This window comes from Frankia sp. CgMI4, from assembly GCF_001756285.1.
In the GTDB taxonomy this organism is placed as follows: Bacteria; Actinomycetota; Actinomycetes; order Frankiales; family Frankiaceae; genus Frankia; species Frankia casuarinae.
The window spans coordinates 1-4194 of record NZ_MAQZ01000007.1; the positions used below are offsets into that span (position 1 = coordinate 1).

At 71.3% G+C, this 4194-nt stretch carries 3 protein-coding genes; all 3 read right to left on the bottom strand.

Annotated features, from left to right (window positions below; genetic code table 11):
• Nucleotides 1-215: 215 nt before the first annotated feature.
• The 3 genes from Manayef4_RS02035 to Manayef4_RS22255 all read right to left on the bottom strand — a co-directional run bounded on the left by Manayef4_RS02035 (nucleotide 216) and on the right by Manayef4_RS22255 (nucleotide 3887).
• Entirely contained in the window at nucleotides 216-1607 is a 1392-nt protein-coding gene (locus Manayef4_RS02035) for an ROK family transcriptional regulator (protein WP_070130450.1), read from the bottom strand.
• A 470-nt stretch (nucleotides 1608-2077) separates the two neighbouring features.
• Nucleotides 2078-3316, bottom strand: coding sequence for a M56 family metallopeptidase (locus Manayef4_RS02040; protein WP_023840128.1), 1239 nt, complete (start codon nucleotides 3314-3316; stop codon nucleotides 2078-2080).
• Between the two features lie 13 nt (nucleotides 3317-3329).
• Complete coding sequence (locus Manayef4_RS22255) at nucleotides 3330-3887, bottom strand: BlaI/MecI/CopY family transcriptional regulator (protein WP_011434723.1); 558 nt, start codon at nucleotides 3885-3887, stop codon at nucleotides 3330-3332.
• Nucleotides 3888-4194 lie beyond the last annotated feature (307 nt).

Consider the following 4194-nt stretch of genomic DNA (forward strand, 5'->3'; position numbering starts at 1 on the left):
GTGCTGGGAACGCCTGCGCTATCGTGATCGGCACTATTGCGATCGACTACGGATTCTGTCGCGACGGACAGCGGAACGTGACGCCGGGCGGCAACATCGGCGACAACGAGCGCTGGCTGCGGGAAATCTTCCCGTACCGCCGTTCCTGGAGTCGCTCACCGGTCAATCTTCGGTCTCGCCCTTCCGGGCCGTCAACGTTTTGTGTTCTGGTGGAATTAATACCTCCGGCGGGCGGCTGCGGCGACTGTCGGTGTCCGTGATGGTGTCCGTGATGGTGTCCGCGACGGCATCGGGGCGGGCAGCGGGACGGGCAGACTGTGCGGGCGGCGGTGGACCGCGTCGAGGACGGTCGCTCCCGCCGCGACGGCCAGCACGTTCATGCCGAAGCTGCTCGGCAGCACCATCCGCTCGGGATCGGTGCACACACGTGAGTGCGCGGCGATCTCCTCGTGCAGGTCGACCAACAGATCCGGCAGGCAGAGCGCGGCGGCCTCGGTGAGAACGACGATTTCCGGGTCCATCATGTCCACGAGCAGGCTGATCATCCGACCCACCAGCCGGAGCCTGGCGCGCAACAGCGACAGCGCGCGCGGGTCGCCGGCGAGCCCGGCGTGCAGCAGCACCTGCAGGTCCGGACGGGAGATGATCCCGTCCTGGGTCGCCCGCAGCAGCATGGTCCGTTCCGACAGCGCCGCCTGCGCGCAGCCCGACCGGCCGCAGCGGCACGGGACGTCGCTGTCGGCGAGCCGCAGGTGAGCGATGCCGCCCGCAGCGGAATGCGGTCCGATGTGCACCGATCCGTCGGTGGCGAACGCGGCGTCGACCACGTTGCCGACGAACAGCTGCAGCAGGCTGCGCCGGGCGCGCGGGTCGCCGAAGAGGATCTCCGCCTGGGCCAGGGCGCGGGCGTGCCCGTCGACGTGCACCGGCATGCCCATGGCCGCCGCCAGCACCTCCCGGACCGGCACGTCATGCCAGTCCAGKGGCTCGTGTTCGATCACCACGCCGAGGTCGGGGTCGACCCGGCCGCCGGTGACGACGCCGAGGCCGAGGACACGGTTGCCCTGGGCGCGCCGGGCGAGGAAGTCGGGCAGATGTCGGGCGATCATCCGAAGGACGTCCGCCGGGCCCCCCTCCCGCGGCAACTGCTCCCGCGTCACCACCTGTCCACGCAGGTCGACAAGGCTGAAGGTGACGAACGGGACGGCGATGTGCACCCCGCAGGCCAGATGAAGGTCGGTGTCCACGTCCAGGGGCACGTGCGGCCGCCCGGCCCGGGGAGCCAGCGAGGAGGCGGGAAGCTCTCGGAGCAGACCCAGGGAGATCAGCCCGGCTGTCTGCCGGGAGACCGCCGCCGGGCTGAGCCCTGTTGCCCTCCCGATGGCGGTGCGGGCGACCGGACCGTGGTCGAGGACCGCCCGCAGGATCGCCGCCGCGGAGCCCGCGGGGCCGCCCGGGGCACCGTAACCACTGGGGGCGCCGGAGCCGCCGGAGCCGCCTKGGCTGCCTGGGCCGCCGGCAGTGGTTCTCCCGGCTCCAAGCCTGGAGACGACCCCCGCCGCGGCCCGCGGCCYTCCCTGCGCCGGCAGCGTTTCCCGCGCCGACATCTTGTCGCGTACTGGCGCCTTGTCGCGTACGGGCACGGAGAACCTCCTCGCGATGCGACCACGCGGCCGACGGGGCCTCTCGTCGCCGCGCACGCGCAAGGCGTGCAAACACAGGGCAGGTGGAACGCACGGAAAAGTCAGGACCGGGGGCCCGGCTGACCACAGGGACGGTGGACCGGAGGGAGGGGCCCACCCTTCGCTGACATCAGGTCGGCGGCCGTTGGCCGGCTCGGGTAGGAGGCGGCAGGTGCCGTCACCGGGCGCCGGGGGCTTACGGTGACGGATGCCAGTCGGCGGAACGGGGCCTGATGATCAGCGGGATCGATGGTAAGGGTGACAGAGCGCGCTCGCGACGCGATGAAAGTCAATGTGTGCACGGCAGACCAGAAGCGGGCGCCGGCTCATGACGCTGACAGTAGATATCATTCCGCCGCTTGTCAATAAAAAAAGTAGAGATTATCGCCTTCCACTCAGCCGACTAGGAGAATAAGCGGGGGCGCGGCGAGCACGATGATCGCCCCGAAGTAGGCGCACGGCGGCATCCACCATGGCACTTCCGGCGGGTCGAGGAGCCGGGTGATCCGCGAGATGACCGGATTGGCCGTGCCGCGCCGGGGGCCGCCGCCGACCGGTCGTGTCTGGCCGGGCGCCGCATCGCCGGGCGCCGCATCGCCGGGGTCTGGCCCGCCGGCGTCTGGGTTGCCCGGGCCGGGCGGGCCGGAATCGCGGACGCCGACCGCCGTAGGCTCGTGGGAGCCGAGTGCGGGCAGCACAGCGGCCGGAGAATCGATGATCCCCAGCGCCCCGGCGGGGACCGGTGCCCTTGCCCCGCCCAGCCGGGCCAAGGCCCGCGCGAGCGATCGGCGGCTTGTCTGCCGGGCCGCCGCGTCGTCGGCGAGCATCTCGACGAGGAGCGAGACGGCCGCGGTCGCCTCCCTGGCCGGGTCCAGGAACGGGAAGGTCCGCTCCCACGCGACGAACGGCTGGATGACGAGGTCGTGACGACCGGCGACGTGGGCCGCCTCGTGGGCGAGCACGGCGTCCAGTTCGGTGGCGTCGAGGGTGTTCAGTAGCCCGCGGGAGACCACAACCCGGGCGTGCCGCACCCCCGGCACGCAGTAGGCGACCGCGACGGGATGATCGAGGATACGCAGTAGAATGCCGGCCCGGTCCCGGTGTTCGCACAGGCAGCAGCCGGTTGCGCCCCCGCCGTCGGCGGTTGTGCCAGGGTCGGTGGCCGCACCAGAGTCCGCGGCTGTGCCGGAATGATGGGACGCATGGCCGGGCGGGACGCAGGTCTCATGCCGGCGATGCCGACGGCCAGCCAGATCGACCAGGTCGCGGTGTCGGTGACGCTCGCGAAGGGTGGCGGCGCTGGAGGTGCCGAGCACCCCGAACAGCCGGGAGGCCAAGGCCGCCGCCACAGCGAGGCCGATGAGGTTGATCAGGCCCAGGCCCGTCAGCGGCGCGCCGGCCGCGATGTTGTCGAGATGGTCGACGATGGCGGTCGGGGTGTCGCCGGACAGCGGTGAGACGGTGAACGCGATCGCCGCGAGTAGCGCCGACACTCCGCCGGCCAGACCGACCGCCTGCCAGAGCACGATCGCCGCCCGTGGACATCGGTAGGGCCARCGCGCGGCGGCCAGCAGGCGTGGGACCGGCCAGGCCAACACGCCCGCGAACAGGGCGAGAAGTGCCGCGGTCGTCATGTCCCGGCTAACGCTACCGGTGGTCGGGCGGAATCTGGGCCGTTCGATCCGGGTCGGTGGCTACCGTGACGATCTGCTCCGGGTCGTCGCGGGGCGGGTCTCCGATCGCCGGACCGCGCCGGGCCTCGGCGTGCCGGACCTCCGTGTGCGGATCCTCGGCCTGCGGATCCTCGGCGCGCGGGGCCTCGGCGCCAGGCACGAAGATGCCGGGTGCCCCGGAACCGACGGGTTCCAGGGCACGGCGAAGGATCTCGGCCTCCTCCGCGGACACCGACCCCACGAAGCGGACCAGGGCGGAACCACGATCGTCCGCCGTGCCGAGCGCCTCCATCATCGCCTCGGCCACGACGGCCTCGCGACTGTCGCTGGCCGCGTAGCGATGCGCGCGCGCCGAACGCTGACGCCGCACGAATCCCTTCCGTTCCAACCGTTCGAGCACGGTCAGCACGGTGGTGTACGCGAGATCGCGTTCATGCTGGAGACGGCCGGCGACCTCGCGGGCGGTCAGCCAGTCGTCGCTCGCCCACAACACGTCCATGACCGACCGTTCGAGGTCACCCAGGCGCGCCATGGTGCCAATCCTACGTGGCGTAGAACATTCGTGGAACCGAACGGGGTGCTTCGTTGAGGCCTGTTGCGTCACAGCCACGCGGCAACGGTGCCGGCCGTCGGGGAGGAACCGGGGAGGAACCGGCCTTCCAGCCCCCGATCTGCCTCCCGGCTCCCGATCGGCGCCCGGCTCCGGACCAGTGCGAACCCGCCGGCTGACTGATCCGCCGCCGTTCACGCGGCCCGAATTCCTTTACAAGGAAACATCTTCATGACTTAGGGGACTATCTATCCGCCGAACGGGCTATCCGCCGAACGGGCTATCCATC